Below are 17094 nucleotides of genomic sequence, written 5' to 3' on the forward strand. Positions count from 1 at the left end.
TCAGAGACCGTACTCGTCGGCGTTCGACGGCGTGTGCGCCTGGACCGCGCCGCTCAGGAACGTGGAACGGCTGCCGAACTTCTCGGTGTCCACGCCGTTGTCCGCCAGGACCTTGATCGCCGCCGCGTGCACCACCCGCAGGACGGGCGTGGCCGCGCGCAGGGCGTCGTCGGCCATGAAGCGGTGCCGCCAGGGCTGGTTGGCCCAGGTGTGCCGCAGTCCGAACGGCTCGGGCAGCGCGAGCTTGCCACCCAGGAAGTCGAGCACGGGCGGGAACCACGTCAGCGGTGCCCGGGCGGTCAGCCGCACCACCTCCGCCGTCTCCACCAGGGGCAGCGGCACCGTCTTGGTCTCCCAGAACCTGACGTGCTTGGCCACCTCCTTCTCCTTCGGCGACGGCTTCGTGGTGAACAGCGGGTGCACCGGGCCGAGCGCGTGGCCGGTGACCTCGATCCGCAGCGTGTGGTGGAGCACCGTCACGCTGATCATCATCGTCAGGACGAGCTGGCCGTCCCACAGCACGAACTGCACGCCCAGGTAGTGCCGGTTCCCACTGCCGAACTGCTGCTCGTTGCAGATCCGCTGGATCTCGAAGTCCTTCACCTGGAAGGACTCCACCTCCTGCCCGCCCGGCCGGGCCACCTCCTTCGCGCCCTCTCCGACCGGGGCGACGACCCAGTGCCGTATCGAGGGCTTGGGGAAGCCGCCGGTGTGCAGCGGGGTCCGCTCCAGCATCCGCAGCCGGTCCTCGATGGCCCGCACCACGTCCCAGCTGCGGAACGGGTTGATGTCGTCCACGCCCTCGGCGGGCCGGAGGTCCTCGGCCAGCTGCCAGCTGCCCCAGCGCGTGCCCATGCCGAGTATGCCCTTGGGCCCGGCGTAGAAGACGACGTTGCTGCTCTGCTCGGCCGCGACGTTCGTCAGCGCCTGCCGCAGCTTCTCCGCCTCCTTGTCGTTCGGGTTCTGCGGAACCGCTTCGGGAATACGGGCCCCGACGCCGCCGCCCAGGAGCGAGGACCAAAAGCCCCGCAGGTCCTTGGCGTAGTTCTCGCAGATCCGTTTCGCCCACAGCCAGCCGACCACCGGGGCGACGAGCATGGCCAGCAGGTACAGCCCCAGCAGGCCGCCGACGGGCAGCGCCACGGCCACCACCAGGACGAGGGCGGCCAGGGCCAGCAGCGCCGCCACGCCGAGGGCCCCGGCGCTTCGGTTCTGCGCTCCCGCCATGGTCCGGCGGAGCTGGAACCCGGCCAGCCACAGCAGGACGCCCGGCAGGAAGAGCAGCCCGAACAGGGCCATCACGAGCGTCAGCTTCGCGTCCCTGGCCCTGCGGATGCGGGTCGCGGCCAGGCAGTGGTCGACGACGACGCGGGCGTCCGTCCCGAAGGACTGCACGAGCGCCTTGCGACCGCCGCCGAGCATCCGCACCCGCACCGCGCGTGAGAACGCCTCGCCCAGGTTCGGTTCGAACAGCGAGAGCTTGGGCGCTTTCACGCTGGTCGCCTCGTTCGCCTCGACGAGCGGCTTCACCGGGCCGTCGCGGTAGGCGGCCGAGGCGAGCGCGTAGGTGGCCGCCGTCTGACCGGTGTCACCGCTCAGCGGGACCTGCGCCCCCAGGCTGAAGTCCACCTCCACGCCCAGCTTGCGGTCGTCGAAGCCTGCCACACCTGCCCCCACTCCTGTCCGCGTCGGGCCACTGGGCCCGATCCCCATCGAGACGGGCCGCGAAACATCTGTCGGAGTGTCAGCGTATCGGTGATCAGGCCGCGTTCGCCGCGCCTTCCCGGAACCGGCTCGCCACCGGCGGCGGCATCGGCTCGTGGCGGACGTGGGCGCGGGTGAACCGCCCGCCGCCGTGCGAGAGGGACCGCAGGTCGACGGCGTAGCGGCTGAGCTCCAGCTCCGGCACCTCCGCCCGGACGCGCGAGACGGCACCGGCGCTCTGCTCGGTACCCAGGACCCGGCCGCGCCGTCCCGCCAGGTCGCTCAGCACGGCGCCCACATGGTCGTCCGGAACCTCGACGCTCACCTCCGCGAAGGGCTCCAGCAGGACGACGGAGGCCGCCGCGGCGGCCTCCCGCAGCGCGAGTGCACCGGCCGTCTGGAACGCGGCGTCGGAGGAGTCGACCGAGTGCGCCTTCCCGTCCAGCAGCGTGACCCGCACGTCCACCAGCGGGTTCCCGGTCACCACCCCCCGCGCCGCCTGGCTGCGGACGCCCTTCTCCACCGACGGGACGAACTGGCGCGGCACCGCGCCCCCCACCACCTCGTCGGCGAACTCCACCCCCGAACCGGCCGGCAGCGGTTCGACGCGGATCTCGCAGATCGCGAACTGCCCGTGCCCGCCCGACTGCTTGACGTGCCGCCCGCGTCCCGTCGCCGGTGCCGCGAACGTCTCCCGCAGCGCGACGCGGTGCGGCTCGGTGTCCACCCGTACGCCGTAGCGGGTGGACAGCCGCTCCAGGGCCACGTCCCGGTGCGCCTCGCCCAGGCACCACAGCACCACCTGGCGCGTGGCCGCGTCGTGCTCCAGCCGCATCGTCGGGTCCTCCGCGACGAGCCGGGCCAGCCCCTGGGACAGCTTGTCCTCGTCGGCCCTGCCGTGCGCCCGGACGGCGACGGGCAGCAGCGGATCGGGCAGCTCCCACGGCCCGATGAGCAGCGGGTCCCCCCGGTCGGAGAGCGTGTCCCCGGTCTCGGCCCGGGACAGCTTCGCGACGCACGCCAGGTCCCCGGCGACGGCGTGGCCCAGCGGCCGCTGCCGCTTGCCGAGGGGCGACGTCAGCGCGCCCACCCTTTCCTCGACGTCGTGGTCCTCGTGGCCCCGGTCGGCGAGGCCGTGCCCGGAGACGTGCACCGTGGTGTCCGGCCGCAGCGTGCCGGAGAAGACGCGCACCAGGGAGATCTTCCCGACGTACGGGTCGGAGGACGTCTTCACGACCTCGGCCGCCAGCGGACCGTCCGGGTCGCAGGCCAGCGGCGGTCGCGGAGCCCCGTCCAGGCCGGTCACCTCCGGCGGCGGGTGCTCGGCGGGCGTGGGGAAGCCCCCGGTGACCAGCTCCAGCAGTTCCAGCGTGCCGAGCCCGTGCCGGACGCCGGGCGCCGCGGGTGCGGCGGCCAGGACCGGGTGGAAGACGCCGCGCGCGACGGCCTTCTCCAGGTCGCGCACGAGCGTCCCGAGGTCCACCTCCTCGCCGCCGAGGTAGCGGTCCATGAGGGTCTCGTCCTCGCTCTCGGCGATGATGCCCTCGATCAGCCGGCCGCGTGCCTCCTCGATGCGGGGGCGCTCCGCGTCCGTCGGCCCCCGCTCGCCGCGCGGCCCGTCACCGTACGCGTACACGCGCTGGGACAGCAGTCCGATCAGCCCGGTCACCGGAGCGTGCCCGTCCGCCCCGGGCGTGCCGTGCACCGGCAGGTACAGCGGCAGCACGGCGTCGGGGTCGTCGCCGCCGAACGCCTCCTGGCACCGGCGCGTCATCTCCCCGAAGTCGGACCGCGACGCGTCCAGATGGGTGACGACGATGGCCCGGGGCATCCCCACCGCCGCGCACTCCGCCCAGAGCGTCCGCGTGGGGACGTCCACGCCGTCCGCCGCCGACACCACGAAGAGCGCCGCGTCCGCCGCCCGCAGCCCGGCCCGCAGCTCCCCGACGAAGTCGGCGTAGCCGGGCGTGTCGATCAGGTTGATCCGCACCCCCTCCCACTCCAGCGGCACCAGGGAGAGCTGCACCGAGCGGTGCCGGCGCTGCTCGATCGCGTCGTGGTCGGACAGGGTGGCGCCGTCCTCCACCCGGCCGGCGCGCTGCACGGCGCCCGTGGCCTGGGCCAGCGCCTCGACCAGGGTCGTCTTCCCGGCTCCGCTCGGTCCGACCAGCACCACGTTGCGCAGGGCACCGGGGTGGTCGGGAGCCGTCGCCCTGTCGGCGGCTCCCGGGGGTGTGTGCGCCTTGTCGCCCATGACGTCCCGCCTCTTGCGCTCGAAGGTCGGCAGCATGCCGTTTCGAGCTTCGCACCGGCGCCCGGACCCGTCCATACGGCACCGGTCCGCCCACCGGCCTACCGTCGGGTACCCCGGTGGTGATCCGTGCGCGGCCGGGGTCCGGGCGCTGGCTACGATGGGGCGGCCGGTGGCAGGAGAGGCCGCCGGACCGCATCGACCTCCGGGACGACCATGCTGAACAAGTACGCGCGTGCGTTCTTCACGCGTGTCCTCACCCCGTTCGCCGCGCTCCTGCTGCGCTGGGGGGTGAGTCCGGACACCGTCACCCTCGTCGGCACGGGCGGCGTCGTGGCCGGTGCGCTGGTCTTCTTCCCGCTCGGGGAGTTCTTCTGGGGCGTCGTCACCATCACGCTGTTCGTCTTCTCCGACCTCGTCGACGGCAACATGGCCCGGCAACTGGGCCGCAGCAGCCGCTGGGGGGCCTTTCTGGACTCCACGCTCGACCGGGTGGCCGACGCCGCCGTCTTCGGCGGCCTGGCGCTGTGGTTCGCCGGGAGGGGGGACAGCGTCCTGCTGTGCGCGCTGGCGATCTTCTGCCTCGCCAGCGGCCAGGTCGTCTCCTACACCAAGGCGCGCGGGGAGAGCATCGGCCTGCCGGTGAACGTCAACGGGCTCGTCGAGCGGGCCGAACGCCTCGTGATCACCCTGGTCCTCACCGGCCTCGCCGGGCTGTCCGGGTTCGGGGTGCCGCACATCGACGTCCTGCTGCCCGCCGCCCTGTGGATCGTCGCCGTGGGCAGCCTCGTCACGCTGGTGCAGCGGGTGGTCACGGTGCGCCGCGAGGCCGCTGAGGCCGACGCCGCCGACGCCGCCGACGCCACGTCGAACGGCACCGACCGGAGGAGGGGGAACCGAGCATGAGGGAACGGCTCACCGACGGTCTCTACGGACTCGGCTGGACGGCCGTCAAACGGCTTCCTGAGGGCGTCGCCGTCCGGCTCGGGCGCCGCATCGCGGACACCGCCTGGAAGCGGCGCGGACCGGGCGTGCGGCAGTTGGAGGCGAACCTGGCGCGCGTGGTGCCGGACGCCTCCCCGGAGCGGCTGGGCGAGCTGTCCCGCGCCGGCATGCGCTCCTACCTGCGCTACTGGATGGAGTCCTTCCGGCTTCCGGCCTGGAGCCGCGAGCGCATCGCCGCCGGGGTGACGATCGAGGACGTGCACCGGCTGACGGAACCCCAGGAACGCGGTCAGGGCGTCGTGCTCGCCCTGCCGCACCTGGGCAACTGGGATCTCGCCGGCGCCTACGCCACCACCCACCTCGGCCTGCGGCTGACGACCGTCGCCGAACGGCTGAAGCCCGAGTCCCTCTACGACCGGTTCGTCGCCTACCGCGAGTCCCTCGGCATGGAGGTGCTGCCGCACGACGGCGGCACGCCCTTCGGCGTCCTCGCCCGAAGGCTGCGGGCGGGCGGCGTCGTCGCCCTCGTCGCCGACCGCGACCTGTCCGCGTCCGGTGTCGAGGTGACGTTCTTCGGCGAGCGCACCTCGATGCCCGCCGGTCCCGCCCTGCTCGCCCAGCAGACGGGCGCGCTCCTGCTGCCGGTCAGCCTGTGGTTCGACGACACCCCCGTGCTGCGCTGCCGGGTCCACCCCGCGATCGGGGTGCCGGAGAGCGGCACGCGGAAGGAGCGGGCCGCCGTGATGACCCAGCACCTCGCCGACGCCTTCGCCGAGGGCATCGCCGCCCACCCCGAGGACTGGCACATGCTGCAACGCCTGTGGCTCGCCGACCTGCCCCCGCGCGACCTGCCCGACAGCACGGGCGCAGGCCCGGGAACGGAGCGCCGGTGAGAATCGGCATCGTCTGCCCGTACTCCTGGGACGTCCCCGGCGGGGTGCAGTTCCACATCCGCGACCTGGCCGAGCACCTGATCCGGCTCGGCCACGACGTCTCGGTGCTCGCGCCCGCCGACGACGAGACCCCGCTGCCGTCCTACGTCGTCTCCGCCGGGCGCGCCGTCCCCGTGCCCTACAACGGCTCGGTGGCCCGGCTCAACTTCGGACTGCTCTCCGCCGCCCGGGTGCGCCGGTGGCTCGCCGACGGCGACTTCGAGGTCCTGCACATCCACGAGCCCGCCGCCCCCTCGCTCGCCCTGCTGGCGTGCTGGGCCGCCCGGGGACCGATCGTCGGCACCTTCCACACCTCCAACCCGCGTTCCCGGGCGATGATCGCCGCCTATCCGATCCTCCAGCCCGCGCTGGAGAAGATCAGCGCGCGCATCGCCGTCAGCGAGTACGCGCGGCGCACCCTCGTGGAGCACCTGGGCGGGGACGCCGTCGTCATCCCCAACGGCGTCGACGTCGGGTTCTTCGCCGACGCGGAGCCCGCGCCGGAGTGGCAGGGGGACACGATCGGCTTCATCGGCCGCATCGACGAGCCCCGCAAGGGGCTGCCCGTGCTGATGCGCGCCCTGCCCGCCATCCTGGAGGCGCGCCCGCAGACCCGGTTGCTGGTCGCCGGACGCGGCGACGAGAAGGAGGCCGTCGCCCCGCTCCCGGCGGCGATGCGCGAGCGGGTGGAGTTCCTCGGCATGGTCAGCGACGAGGACAAGGCGCGCCTGCTGCGCAGCGTCGACGTCTACGTCGCGCCCAACACCGGCGGGGAGAGCTTCGGCATCATCCTGGTCGAGGCGATGTCCGCCGGGGCCCCGGTGCTGGCCAGCGACCTGGACGCGTTCGTGCAGGTGCTGGACGGCGGCCGGGCCGGGGAGGTGTTCGCGAACGAGGACGCGGAGGCGCTCGCGGCGGCGGCCGTGCGGCTCCTGGCCGACCCCCTGCGCCGCAAGCACCTGACCGAGCGGGCGGGCCGGCACGTGCGCCGCTTCGACTGGTCCACGGTCGGGGCGGACATCCTGGCCGTCTACGAGACCGTGACCGAGGGCGCCGGAGCCGTCGCGGCCGACGACCGGTCCCGCACCTTCCGACTGCGCGGCTGACCCCCAGTAGGGTGAGCGGTCGTGACCGCCCTCGCCTGGATCATCTGGACCACCGTCGCGCTGGTGCTCGTCGGCCTCTACCTGAGCTGGACCGCCGGCCGGCTGGACCGGCTGCACGCCCGCATCGACGCCGCACGGGCCGCCCTGGACGCCCAACTGCTGCGCCGCGCCTCGGTGGCGCAGGAGCTCGCCACCTCCGGCGTCTTCGACCCGGCTGCCTCGATGCTGCTCTACCAGAGCGCCCATGACGCCCGCCTCGCCGCCGAGGAGCAGCGGGAGGTCGCCGAGAGCGAGCTGACCCAGGCGCTGCGGGCCGTCTTCGCCGACGCCGAGCAGGTGGAGGCCGTCCGCGCCGCGCCCGGGGGCGAGGAGTCCGCCGACGAGCTGGCCGCCGCCGTACGCCGGGTGCCCATGGCGCGGCGCTTCCACAACGACGCCGTCCGGGCGGCGCGCGCGCTGCGCCGCCACCGCACGGTGCGCTGGCTGCGGCTCGCCGGGCACGCCCCGTTCCCGCTGGCGTTCGAGATGGACGACGGCCCCCCGGAGGCCCTGGTGGACCGCGCGAACGGCGGCGGCCCGGGCCACTGAGGCCGAAGCGGGCCACTGCCCCCGGATTGGCCCTTTGCCGGCGGGCCCCGGCGGGTTTTCATCAATTCTGGAGCACGCTCGGCCGCGAAGTGGACCTGACGGCCGGACGGGCGGCGAACCGAACGGGCCTACGATGGTGACGGCGGCCCGCCGGCCGTCGTCCGTCACACATCGTCGTCGCCCTGTGGCGCCGCAGTGCCGTCGACTCCGTCCGCGCCGTCGGCGCGGGCCCGTGTCAGCGGCCCGCCCGCGCGGTCGTGACGGCCGCCGTCGGCCGAGCCCGTGCAGTTCCTGTCGTCGTACCGTCGAGTGAGGTCAACCGTGTCCAGCACGTCTCCCAGCACATCCACCGGCCCCGAGACCGGCACCGCGCGCGTCAAGCGCGGCATGGCCGAGCAGCTGAAGGGCGGCGTGATCATGGACGTGGTCACGCCCGAGCAGGCGAAGATCGCCGAGGACGCCGGTGCTGTCGCGGTCATGGCCCTGGAGCGTGTCCCCGCCGACATCCGCAAGGACGGCGGTGTGGCCCGCATGTCCGACCCGGACATGATCGAGGGCATCATCGAGGCCGTCTCCATCCCCGTCATGGCGAAGTCGCGCATCGGCCACTTCGTGGAGGCCCAGGTGCTCCAGGCACTCGGCGTCGACTACATCGACGAGTCCGAGGTCCTCACCCCGGCCGACGAGGTCAACCACAGCGACAAGTTCGCCTTCACCACGCCGTTCGTCTGCGGTGCCACCAACCTCGGTGAGGCCCTGCGCCGGATCGCCGAGGGCGCGGCAATGGTCCGCTCCAAGGGCGAGGCCGGCACCGGCAACGTCGTCGAGGCCGTGCGGCACATGCGCCAGATCAAGGGCGAGATCGCCCGGCTGAAGGGCCTGGACAACCACGAGCTGTACGCCGCCGCCAAGGAGCTCCGCGCGCCCTACGAGCTCGTCGCCGAGGTGGCGGAGCTGGGCAAGCTGCCCGTCGTGCTCTTCTCCGCCGGTGGTGTCGCCACCCCCGCCGACGCCGCGCTGATGCGCCAGCTCGGCGCCGAGGGCGTCTTCGTCGGCTCCGGCATCTTCAAGTCCGGCGACCCGGCCAAGCGCGCCGCCGCCATCGTGAAGGCCACCACCTTCTACGACGATCCGAAGATCATCGCCGACGCCTCCCGCAACCTGGGCGAGGCCATGGTCGGCATCAACTGCGACACCCTTCCCGAGTCGGAGCGCTACGCCGGCCGCGGCTGGTGACGACCGCGTCGTGACGACCGCTTCGTGACGACGGCGTCGCGACGGCCGCCTTCGTGACCGGGCGGCCCGGGCCCCACCACGCGGCCCGGGCCGCCCGCCGCACGCTGTGAGAGGTATCCCGTGAGCAACACCCCCATCGGCGTCCTGGCCCTCCAGGGCGACGTCCGCGAGCACCTCGCCGCGCTGGAGGGCGCGGGCGCGACGGCGTGCGCCGTCCGGCGTCCCGAGGAGCTCGCCGCCGTGGCCGGCCTGGTCATACCCGGCGGCGAGTCCACCACCATCTCCAAGCTGGCCGGCATCTTCGGCCTGCTGGAACCCCTGCGCGAGCGGGTCCGGGCGGGGATGCCCGCCTACGGCTCCTGCGCGGGCATGATCATGCTGGCCGACAAGATCCTCGACCCGCGCTCCGGTCAGGAGACGGTCGGCGGCATCGACATGATCGTGCGCCGGAACGCGTTCGGCCGCCAGAACGAGTCCTTCGAGGCCGCGCTGGAGGTGAGGGGCATCGAGGGCGGCCCGGTGCAGGGCGTGTTCATCCGGGCTCCGTGGGTGGAGTCCACCGGCGCGCGGGTGGAGACGCTGGCCGCGATCGACGGGCACCCCGTCGCCGTCCGCCAGGGCAACCTCCTGGCCACCTCGTTCCACCCCGAACTGACCGGCGACCACCGGGTGCACGAGCTGTTCACCGCGATGGTGCGCGCCGAGCGTTGACGCGGCGGCGGTAGGATCGGCGCGTTGTACATCCGTTGGTGACTGTGAAGGAGCAAGGCTGTGTCCGGCCACAGTAAGTGGGCAACCACCAAGCACAAGAAGGCCGTGATCGATGCCAAGCGCGGCAAGCTCTTCGCCAAGCTGATCAAGAACATCGAGGTCGCGGCGCGGATGGGCGGCGCCGACCCGGACGGCAACCCCACGCTCTACGACGCCATCCAGAAGGCGAAGAAGCAGTCGGTCCCCAACAAGAACATCGACAGCGCGGTCAAGCGCGGCGCCGGTCTTGAGGCCGGTGGCGCCGACTACGAGACGATCATGTACGAGGGCTACGGGCCCAACGGCGTCGCCGTGCTGATCGAGTGCCTGACGGACAACCGCAACCGCGCCGCCTCCGACGTCCGCGTCGCGATGACCCGCAACGGCGGCTCGATGGCCGACCCGGGCTCCGTCGCCTACCTCTTCCACCGCAAGGGCGTCGTGATCGTCCCCAAGGCCGAGCTGACCGAGGACGACGTCCTCGGCGCGGTGCTCGACGCCGGTGTCGAGGAGGTCAACGACCTCGGCGAGTCCTTCGAGGTGCTCAGCGAGGCGACCGACCTCGTCGCAGTCCGCACCGCCCTCCAGGAGGCCGGCATCGACTACGACTCCGCCGACGCCAACTTCGTCCCCACCATGCAGGTGGAGCTGGACGAGGAGGGCGCGAAGAAGATCTTCAAGCTGATCGACGCCCTGGAGGACAGCGACGACGTGCAGAACGTCTTCGCCAACTTCGACGTACCGGACGAGGTCATGGCCAAGGTCGACGCCTGATCCGCCCGGCGGGAGCAGCGGCGCGACGGGCCGCACCGGAGGGAGCGACACTCCGGTGCGGCCCGTCGCGCTGTCGGTACCGGCCGCTACGCTGCCGGGCAGGTGTCCGAAGATCGACGGGCAGGACCGGAAGGGGCGTGGGCGCGTTGCGCGTGCTCGGGGTGGACCCGGGGCTCACCCGCTGCGGCGTGGGCGTCGTGGACGGGACGGCGGGACGTCCGCTGCGGATGGTCGCCGTCGGCGTCGTGCGCACACCGGCCGACGCGGAGGTGCCGCAGCGGCTCGTGGGCATCGAGCGCGGCATCGAGGAGTGGCTGGACGAGCACCGGCCCGAGGCCGTCGCGGTGGAGCGGGTCTTCAGCCAGCACAACGTGCGCACGGTCATGGGCACCGCGCAGGCCAGCGCCGTCGCCATGCTCTGCGCCGCGCGGCGTGGGCTGCCCGTCGCCCTGCACACGCCCAGCGAGGTCAAGGCGGCCGTCTCCGGGAGCGGACGCGCCGACAAGGCGCAGGTCGCCGCGATGGTGACGCGCCTGCTCCGGCTGGACGCGCCGCCCCGTCCGGCCGACGCGGCCGACGCCCTCGCCCTCGCCATCTGCCACATCTGGCGCGCCCCCGCGCTGAACCGCCTCCAGCAGGCCCGGCGTCTGCACTCCGCGAAAGGCCCCGTCCGATGATCGCGTTCGTCCAGGGTTCCGTGGCCGCGCTGGCCCCCGACACGGCCGTCGTCGAGGTCGGCGGCGTCGGCATGGCGCTCCAGTGCACCCCCGCGACCCTCGCCGGGCTGCGCGTCGGCGAGCCGGCCCGGCTGGCGACGTCGCTGGTCGTGCGGGAGGACAGCCTTACCCTCTACGGCTTCGCGGAGGACGACGAGCGGCAGGTCTTCGAGCTGCTCCAGACCGCCAGCGGCGTCGGCCCCCGTCTCGCGCAGGCCATGCTCGCGGTCCACCGGCCCGACGCCCTGCGGCGCGCCGTGGCCGCCGGGGACGAGAAGGCCCTGACCGCCGTGCCCGGCATCGGGAAGAAGGGCGCGCAGAAGCTGCTGCTGGAGCTGAAGGACCGGCTCGGCGCACCGGTGGGCGGCCCGGCCCGGCCGTCGGCGGGCCCGGCGTCCGGCGCTCCGAGCCCGTGGAACGACCAGCTGCACAGCGCGCTGCTCGGCCTCGGGTACGCGGCGCGCGAGGCGGACGAGGCCGTGGCCGCCGTCGCCCCGCTCGCCGAGGAGCAGGCGGCCGACGGCGGCCGGCCGCAGGTCGCCTCACTGCTGCGGGCCGCACTCCAGACCCTCAACCGCACCCGCTGACGCGCCCGCCGCCGAGGCCCGAGGAGAGACGTACGAGCATGACCTGGGACGACCACCGCGCAGAGCCGTCCGCCGACCCGGCCGGTGACACCCACCCGCACGCCTCCGACCGCTCCGACCGTCTGGTGGGGGCGGGCGCCGACGTGGAGGACAGCGCCGTCGAAGCGGCCCTGCGGCCCAAGTCGCTCGCCGAGTTCGTCGGCCAGCCCACGGTGCGCGAGCAACTCGACCTGGTCCTCACGGCCGCGCGGCAGCGCGGCGCCACGGCCGATCACGTCCTGCTCTCCGGCGCCCCCGGGCTGGGCAAGACGACCCTCTCCATGATCATCGCGGCCGAGATGGGCGCCCCCATCCGCATCACCTCCGGGCCCGCCATCCAGCACGCCGGCGACCTCGCCGCGATCCTCTCCTCCCTCCAGGAGGGCGAGGTCCTCTTCCTCGACGAGATCCACCGGATGTCGCGGCCCGCCGAGGAGATGCTCTACATGGCGATGGAGGACTTCCGCGTCGACGTCGTCGTCGGCAAGGGGCCGGGTGCCACCGCCATCCCGCTCGAACTCCCGCCGTTCACCCTGGTCGGGGCCACGACGCGGGCCGGACTGCTCCCGCCCCCGCTGCGGGACCGCTTCGGCTTCACCGCGCACATGGAGTTCTACGAGCCGGCCGAGCTGGAACGCGTCGTGCACCGCTCCGCCCGGCTGCTGGAGGTGGAGGCGGACGCCCCGGGCGCCGCCGAGATCGCCTCGCGGTCCCGGGGCACCCCCCGCATCGCGAACCGCCTGCTGCGCCGGGTGCGCGACTACGCGCAGGTCAAGGCCGACGGCTTCGTCACCCGGGAGATCGCCCGGCAGGCCCTCGCGGTGTACGAGGTCGACGAGCGCGGACTGGACCGGCTGGACCGCTCGGTCCTCCAGGCCCTGCTCAAGCTGTTCGGCGGCGGTCCGGTCGGCCTCTCCACCCTGGCCGTGGCGGTGGGGGAGGAGCGGGAGACCGTCGAGGAGGTGGCCGAGCCGTTCCTGGTCCGCGAGGGGCTGCTGGCCCGCACACCCCGGGGTCGCGTCGCCACCCCGGCGGCCTGGGAGCACCTCGGCCTGACGCCTCCGCGGTCCGGGGCGCCGTCCACGACGCCGCCCGGGCAGCGCGGATTGTTCGAAGGCTGAGACCTCCGGTTTTCGTCAGGACCGGAACCCGGGTGCCATGCTGGACGTTGTTCCACCGGTGGGGCCTCGCCTAGACTCCGCCGATGCCGACCCTTCGGCCGGTGCACCCATCCATACCCCCCCCAGGTCGTTCGCGGCCTTGCAAAGGACACTCTTCCGCCGTGGATATCGCATTTCTCCTCCCCCTGGTCATCCTGATCGGCTTCATGTTCGTGATGACGCGCTCGGCCAAGAAGAAGCAGCAGCAGGCCATGCAGATGCGTGACCAGATGCAGCCGGGCACGGGCGTCCGCACGATCGGCGGCATGTACGGCCGCGTCAAGGAGGTCGGCGACGACACGGTGCTCCTTGAGGTCGCGCCCGGTGTGCACGCGCTCTACGCGAAGAACGCGGTCGGCGCCGTCCTCGAGGACGAGGAGTACGACCGCATCGTGAACGGCTCCCCGGAGGCGGACGAGGACGCCCCCGTGGTGCCGGACGACGCCTCCTCCCTGACCACGCACGAGGCTTCCGCCGAGGCCACCACCGGTGGAAAGATCGGTCTCGGCAAGGAGAGCGGCCCCGACCACGCCGCTGACGAGGCCGGGGAGCCCAAGGACGAGACCAAGCGCGACGGCGACGACGGCCAGAAGTAGCCACACCCGCCGCCGGACCCGGCCGGTCCGGCGGCGTCGCACGTTCCGCACACCACTTCGCGTGCCGCGCGGTGACCGCCGCGCGCGGGCGGCCGGACAGGGAGAAACGACAAGGTGGCAACACCGCAGAAGCGCCGGAGGTCCCCACGGGCGCAGGGGAAACCATGGCGCGCGCTGACGCTCATCCTGGTACTCACGGCGCTGCTCACGGGCGGGATGTTCCTCTCCGGGGCGACCACGCCCCGGCTGGGCATCGACCTCGCGGGAGGCACGAGCATCACGCTCACGGCCGTGGACCAGCCGGGGAAGAAGAGCGCGGTCAACGAGGCCAACATGAACACGGCGGTGTCGATCATCGACCGTCGCGTCAACGGTCTCGGCGTCTCGGAGGCCGAGGTCAAGACCCAGGGCGAGCGCAACATCATCGTCAACATCCCCCGGGGAACCGACGAGAAGCAGGCGCGTGAGCAGGTTGGCACCACCGCCGAGCTGGGCTTCCGCGCCGTGCTGAACGCCGTCCCGGCCGGCGCCCCCGCACCGGAGCCGAGCACCTCCCCCTCGCCCGAGGCCGACGCGGAGGACGAGGCCGGGACGGAGGACGAGCAGCAGCCGGAGGAGCAGGCCACGGAGCCCGGCGACGGCGAGGCGTCCAACGAGCCGGAGCCGCAGGGCGGCCGCAACGGTCCCGTCGCGGACGAGTCGCCCTCGCCCGACGCGAGCGCCCCCGCCGACGAGGAGGAGCAGCCGGAGGAGAGCCCGGAGCCGCCGGCCGAGGACGCCGACGCCGCACAGCTGGCGCAGCGCCTCCAGGAGCTCGACTGCTCGACCCCCGAGGCCCGTGCCGAGGCCGGCCAGGCCGTGGCCGCCGCCGAGTCCGACGAGTCGGTCGTCGCCTGTGACCGCGAGGGTGCCTCCAAGTACGTGCTCGGCCCCGTCGAGGTGCCCGGCACGCAGGTCGACGGGGCGGAGGCCCTCTTCGACCAGCAGCGCGGCATCTGGCTCGTCACCATGGACTTCACGGACGGCGGCGGCAAGAAGTTCGCCGACGTCACCGAGCGCATCTCCGCCCTGCCCCAGCCGCAGAACCAGTTCGCGATCACCCTCGACGGCGAGGTCGTCTCCGCGCCGTCGGTGTCCTCCCGCATCGGCGGTGGCAAGGCCGAGATCACCGGCAGCTTCAACCAGGAGTCCGCGTCCGACCTGGCCAACGTCCTGAAGTTCGGCGCGCTGCCGATCACCTTCGAGGAGGCGAACGTCCTGACGATCTCGCCGTCGCTCGGCGGGGAGCAGCTCAAGGCCGGTCTGATCGCGGGAGCCATCGGTCTCGCCCTGGTCGCCATCTACCTGATCGTCTACTACCGGGCGCTGGCCGCGGTCGCCATCGGCAGCCTGCTGCTCATGGGCGGGCTGACGTACGTGGTGATGTCGCTGCTCGGGCCGGCGATCGGTTTCGCACTGAGCCTGCCGGCCGTCTGCGGCGCCATCGTCGCCATCGGCATCACGGCGGACTCGTTCATCGTCTACTTCGAACGCATCCGCGACGAGGTGCGCGAGGGCCGTTCCGTGCGACCGGCGATCGAGCGGGCCTGGCCCCGCGCCCGGCACACGATCCTCATCTCGGACGTCGTCTCGTTCCTGGCCGCCGTCGTACTGTTCTTCGCGGCCGTCGGCTCCGTGCAGGGCTTCGCGTTCGTGCTCGGCCTGACCACGCTGCTCGACGTCGTCGTGGTCTTCCTGCTGACCAAGCCGCTGACGAGCCTGCTGGCCGCCCGGCCCTTCTTCGGCAGCGGCCACCCCTGGTCCGGGCTGGACCCCAAACGGCTGGGAGCCCGGCCACCCATCCGCGGACGCCGCCGGGCGTCGAGCACGGTCGAGCCGAAGGAGGCCTGAGATGTCCCGCATCGGTGCGCTCGGCGCCAAGCTGTACCGCGGCGAGGCCGCCTACGACTTCGTGGGCCGCCGCAAGCTCTGGTACGCGATCTCCCTCCTCCTGATCGCCATCTCGCTGGCCGGCCTGGGCGGCAAGGGCCTGTACATGGGCGTGGAGTTCCAGGGCGGAGCCGTCTTCACCACCCCGCCCACCCAGACCTCCATCGAGGAGGCCCGGACGATGGCCGAGGAGGCCACCGGGAACGACGCGCGGGTGCAGCGGCTCGGCAACGACGCCCTGCGCATCACCGTGACCGGGCTGGACAGCGACGCGTCCAACGCCGCGCGCGGGGAGCTGGCCGAGGGTCTCGGCCTGGAGGCCGGCGACCTGGACGCGCAGCTGGTCGGACCCAGCTGGGGCGAGCAGATGACCAGCAAGGCGCTCACCGGCATGGTGATCTTCCTGGTCCTTGTCAGCGTGTACCTGGCCATCACCTTCGAGTGGCGCATGGCGGTCGCCGCCCTCGCCGCCCTGCTGCACGACCTCGTCATCACCGTCGGCGTGTACGCGCTGGTGGGGTTCGAGGTCACCCCGGGCACGGTGGTCGGCGTCCTGACGATTCTCGGGTACTCGCTCTACGACACCGTGGTCGTCTTCGACAAGGTCAACGAGAACACCAGCACCCTCAACAAGCAGAACCGCTGGACGTTCCCGGAGCTGGCCAACCGCGGCCTGAACGCGACGCTCATCCGCTCGGTGAACACCTCCGTCGTGGCGCTGCTGCCCGTCGGCGCCCTGCTGATCATCGGAGCCGGGCTGCTCGGCGGCGGCATGCTCAAGGACATCGCCCTGTCGCTGTTCGTGGGCCTCACCGCCGGTACCTACTCCTCGATCATGCTCGCGACCCCGGTCGTCGTCGACCTGAAGAAGCGGCAGCCCGAGGTGGTCCGGCACGACCGCCGGGTGCTGTCCAAGCGCCGTGACGGCACGGCGGGCGGCGAGGGCGCCGACGAGGCGGCCGACACCGAGGGCGAGGACGCGCACGGCGGAGACGGGCACTCCGGGAACCCGGGGGAGCACCGCACCGACGACGCCGGGCCCGCCGAGGCGCAGGAGACCGCGGCCGTCGGCGCTCCCCGTCCGCGGGCCCCCCGGGACGGCCGCGGCAGCAGCGGAACCAGGAAGCGGCGGTGACGGACATGAGCGGGACGAGGGCGCCGCAGCGGGCCGACGGCCTCTCCGAGCTGCTCCTCAGCCGCATCCGGGACGTACCGGACCACCCCGAGCCGGGGGTGATGTTCAAGGACATCACCCCGCTGCTCGCCGACCCGGTGGCCTTCGCCGCCCTCACCGACGCGCTCGCCGCCCGCTGCGCGGAGCTGGGGGCCACGAAGGTCGTCGGCCTGGAGGCGCGGGGGTTCATCCTGGGCGCGCCGGCCGCCGTCCGTGCGGGCGTGGGCTTCGTGCCCGTCCGCAAGGCGGGCAAGCTGCCGGGGGCGACGCTCGGCCAGGCCTACGACCTGGAGTACGGCAGCGCCGAGATCGAGATCCACGCGGAGGACCTGCGCCCCGAGGACCGGGTGCTCGTCGTCGACGACGTCCTGGCCACCGGCGGGACCGCCGAGGCCAGCGTCCACCTGCTGCGGCGCTCCGGGGCCGCGGTGGCGGGCGTCAGCGTGCTGATGGAGCTGGGCTTCCTCGCGGGGCGCACCCGCGTGGAGGCCGCGCTCGAAGGCGCTCCGCTCGACGCGCTGGTCACGGTGTAGCGGGCGCGGCGGTGGCGCCGGTCACCGGCGCGGCCCGGGACCGGCGCGGCTCGATACCATGGCAGTCCGACCGT

General features: G+C 73.2%; 16 protein-coding genes. 14 read left to right on the forward strand and 2 right to left on the reverse strand.

Going from position 1 to position 17094, the window contains the following annotated elements; translation table 11 throughout:
* Both IF129_RS08755 and IF129_RS08760 read right to left on the reverse strand, forming a co-directional pair.
* Entirely contained in the window at nt 1-1665 is a 1665-nt protein-coding gene (locus tag IF129_RS08755) for a hypothetical protein (protein ID WP_191208947.1), read from the reverse strand.
* Between the two features lie 94 nt (nt 1666-1759).
* Nucleotides 1760-3958, reverse strand: coding sequence for an elongation factor G-like protein EF-G2 (locus tag IF129_RS08760; protein WP_191209142.1), 2199 nt, complete (start codon nt 3956-3958; stop codon nt 1760-1762).
* Nucleotides 3959-4171: 213 nt separating this feature from the next.
* Between IF129_RS08760 and pgsA the strand changes: the two genes are divergently transcribed.
* The 14 genes from pgsA (at nt 4172) to IF129_RS08830 (ending at nt 17020) form a co-directional block, all read left to right on the forward strand.
* Nucleotides 4172-4861 (forward strand): phosphatidylinositol phosphate synthase, encoded by a 690-nt coding sequence (gene pgsA, locus IF129_RS08765; protein WP_191208948.1) that lies wholly within the window; start codon nt 4172-4174, stop codon nt 4859-4861.
* Entirely contained in the window at nt 4858-5793 is a 936-nt protein-coding gene (locus IF129_RS08770) for a phosphatidylinositol mannoside acyltransferase (RefSeq protein ID WP_191208949.1), read from the forward strand. The genes pgsA and IF129_RS08770 overlap by 4 nt, the downstream gene beginning before the upstream one ends.
* Nucleotides 5790-6938 (forward strand): glycosyltransferase family 4 protein, encoded by a 1149-nt coding sequence (locus IF129_RS08775; protein ID WP_191208950.1) that lies wholly within the window; start codon nt 5790-5792, stop codon nt 6936-6938. The genes IF129_RS08770 and IF129_RS08775 overlap by 4 nt, the downstream gene beginning before the upstream one ends.
* A 21-nt stretch (nt 6939-6959) precedes the next feature.
* Nucleotides 6960-7526 (forward strand): LemA family protein, encoded by a 567-nt coding sequence (locus IF129_RS08780; RefSeq protein ID WP_318153633.1) that lies wholly within the window; start codon nt 6960-6962, stop codon nt 7524-7526.
* A 321-nt stretch (nt 7527-7847) separates the two neighbouring features.
* The gene (pdxS, locus tag IF129_RS08785) at nt 7848-8762 is read left to right on the forward strand and encodes a pyridoxal 5'-phosphate synthase lyase subunit PdxS (protein WP_318153634.1); all 915 of its coding nucleotides are present in this window, start codon (nt 7848-7850) and stop codon (nt 8760-8762) included.
* 120 nt (nt 8763-8882) lie between these two features.
* Nucleotides 8883-9473: a pyridoxal 5'-phosphate synthase glutaminase subunit PdxT gene (gene pdxT, locus IF129_RS08790; protein WP_191208952.1), complete on the forward strand. Its 591-nt coding sequence runs from the start codon at nt 8883-8885 to the stop codon at nt 9471-9473.
* Nucleotides 9474-9533: 60 nt separating this feature from the next.
* A complete protein-coding gene (locus IF129_RS08795) occupies nt 9534-10286 on the forward strand; it encodes a YebC/PmpR family DNA-binding transcriptional regulator (RefSeq protein ID WP_191208953.1) in 753 nt (250 codons plus the stop codon).
* 146 nt (nt 10287-10432) lie between these two features.
* Complete coding sequence (gene ruvC / locus IF129_RS08800; protein WP_191209144.1) at nt 10433-10963, forward strand: crossover junction endodeoxyribonuclease RuvC; 531 nt, start codon at nt 10433-10435, stop codon at nt 10961-10963.
* Entirely contained in the window at nt 10960-11589 is a 630-nt protein-coding gene (ruvA, locus tag IF129_RS08805; protein WP_191208954.1) for a Holliday junction branch migration protein RuvA, read from the forward strand. The genes ruvC and ruvA overlap by 4 nt, the downstream gene beginning before the upstream one ends.
* A 38-nt stretch (nt 11590-11627) precedes the next feature.
* Nucleotides 11628-12749: a Holliday junction branch migration DNA helicase RuvB gene (gene ruvB, locus IF129_RS08810; protein ID WP_224754615.1), complete on the forward strand. Its 1122-nt coding sequence runs from the start codon at nt 11628-11630 to the stop codon at nt 12747-12749.
* 161 nt (nt 12750-12910) lie between these two features.
* Nucleotides 12911-13384 (forward strand): preprotein translocase subunit YajC, encoded by a 474-nt coding sequence (gene yajC / locus IF129_RS08815; RefSeq protein WP_191208955.1) that lies wholly within the window; start codon nt 12911-12913, stop codon nt 13382-13384.
* 114 nt (nt 13385-13498) lie between these two features.
* Entirely contained in the window at nt 13499-15274 is a 1776-nt protein-coding gene (gene secD / locus IF129_RS08820; RefSeq protein WP_191208956.1) for a protein translocase subunit SecD, read from the forward strand.
* A gap of 1 nt (nt 15275) precedes the next feature.
* Nucleotides 15276-16448, forward strand: a complete 1173-nt coding sequence (gene secF / locus IF129_RS08825) for a protein translocase subunit SecF (RefSeq protein ID WP_191208957.1) — start codon at nt 15276-15278, stop codon at nt 16446-16448.
* Nucleotides 16449-16453: 5 nt separating this feature from the next.
* The gene (locus tag IF129_RS08830; protein ID WP_191208958.1) at nt 16454-17020 is read left to right on the forward strand and encodes an adenine phosphoribosyltransferase; all 567 of its coding nucleotides are present in this window, start codon (nt 16454-16456) and stop codon (nt 17018-17020) included.
* Nucleotides 17021-17094: the final 74 nt, after the last annotated feature.

The sequence above is a fragment of the Streptomyces chumphonensis genome (genome assembly GCF_014779715.1).
In the GTDB taxonomy this organism is placed as follows: domain Bacteria; phylum Actinomycetota; class Actinomycetes; order Streptomycetales; family Streptomycetaceae; genus Streptomyces; species Streptomyces chumphonensis.

Coding starts and splice junctions, on each gene's coding strand:
- IF129_RS08760 (WP_191209142.1), bottom strand. CDS start 3,958: ATGGGCGACAAGGCGCACACACCCCCGGGAGCCGCCGACAGGGCGACG.
- pgsA (WP_191208948.1), top strand. CDS start 4,172: ATGCTGAACAAGTACGCGCGTGCGTTCTTCACGCGTGTCCTCACCCCG.
- IF129_RS08770 (WP_191208949.1), top strand. CDS start 4,858: ATGAGGGAACGGCTCACCGACGGTCTCTACGGACTCGGCTGGACGGCC.
- ruvA (WP_191208954.1), top strand. CDS start 10,960: ATGATCGCGTTCGTCCAGGGTTCCGTGGCCGCGCTGGCCCCCGACACG.
- ruvB (WP_224754615.1), top strand. CDS start 11,628: ATGACCTGGGACGACCACCGCGCAGAGCCGTCCGCCGACCCGGCCGGT.
- secF (WP_191208957.1), top strand. CDS start 15,276: ATGTCCCGCATCGGTGCGCTCGGCGCCAAGCTGTACCGCGGCGAGGCC.
- IF129_RS08830 (WP_191208958.1), top strand. CDS start 16,454: ATGAGCGGGACGAGGGCGCCGCAGCGGGCCGACGGCCTCTCCGAGCTG.